Source organism: Caballeronia sp. LZ003 (assembly GCF_031451465.1).
Classification (GTDB): domain Bacteria; phylum Pseudomonadota; class Gammaproteobacteria; order Burkholderiales; family Burkholderiaceae; genus Caballeronia.
In genome coordinates, this window is record NZ_JARUXJ010000100.1 from 1 (window position 1) to 766 (window position 766).

Annotated in this window: 1 protein-coding gene and 1 pseudogene; both read right to left on the reverse strand. The window is 60.4% G+C overall.

What is annotated here, in order from left to right; all coding sequences use genetic code 11:
- Positions 1 to 291 (reverse strand): annotated as a pseudogene (locus QCE79_RS33200) (hypothetical protein); the annotation flags it as partial.
- 96 nt (positions 292 to 387) lie between these two features.
- A complete protein-coding gene (locus tag QCE79_RS33205; protein WP_309851720.1) occupies positions 388 to 708 on the reverse strand; it encodes a phage head closure protein in 321 nt (106 codons plus the stop codon).
- Positions 709 to 766 lie beyond the last annotated feature (58 nt).

Below are 766 nucleotides of genomic sequence, written 5' to 3' on the forward strand. Positions count from 1 at the left end.
TTTGATGTTGGCGCGATACCAGTACACGCCAAGGAAGCACTCCGCGTCACCCGCGAAATCGGGTCGTTCGCAAAGCGCGTGAATCGCCATGTTCAGGTAGGGCATCTCGGCGTCCAGAAACGCGTCCGGTTCATCGGTGCGCGTGCGCCGTGACGGCCGAAGCCGAGCAAGCACATTCGACTTCACCGGCGGCACGAAGATGCGGCGCGTGCGGCACCATTCCACCCAGCGATTGATGAGATCGTCCACCGCGTGGCGATCGTGTTGCGTCAGGTCACGATGCTTTTTCATTTGGCTACCCCGTAGGGACAACGGGTGAGACAGTCCCGTTCTCGTTGACAAGGGGTCCTCGATCCCGGGTACCCTTGTGCGATATCAGTCTGACGGCTAATGAATATCATCCGTCTCGCAGGTGAGATCGACATGCTCGCGTCTCGCATAATCGGGCAACACGGCGGTGATGTGAAACGCTGCGTCACCATGGACGACGCGCATTCCTGCCTTTACATCCGTACGGTATCGAATGCGGATGCTCGCCGTGCCCATCGAGACGTTCGCGTTGGCCGCCATTACCTCTTTGCCTGAGAGCATGCGGATGTTCGCGGGAACCGTCATCACGGTCTCCCAGCGCAGGCCTTCGTGGTTAGGATCGCGGGGCGCACGCCGCTCGATGCGCACCGTCCGATTGAGTGAGCCAGCTCTGAGCATCACGCCACCGCCGGATCACGAAAGCGCATAAGCAACGACTCGACCGCCGGACTGATGG

Coding starts and splice junctions, on each gene's coding strand:
- QCE79_RS33205 (WP_309851720.1), bottom strand. CDS start 708: ATGCTCAGAGCTGGCTCACTCAATCGGACGGTGCGCATCGAGCGGCGT.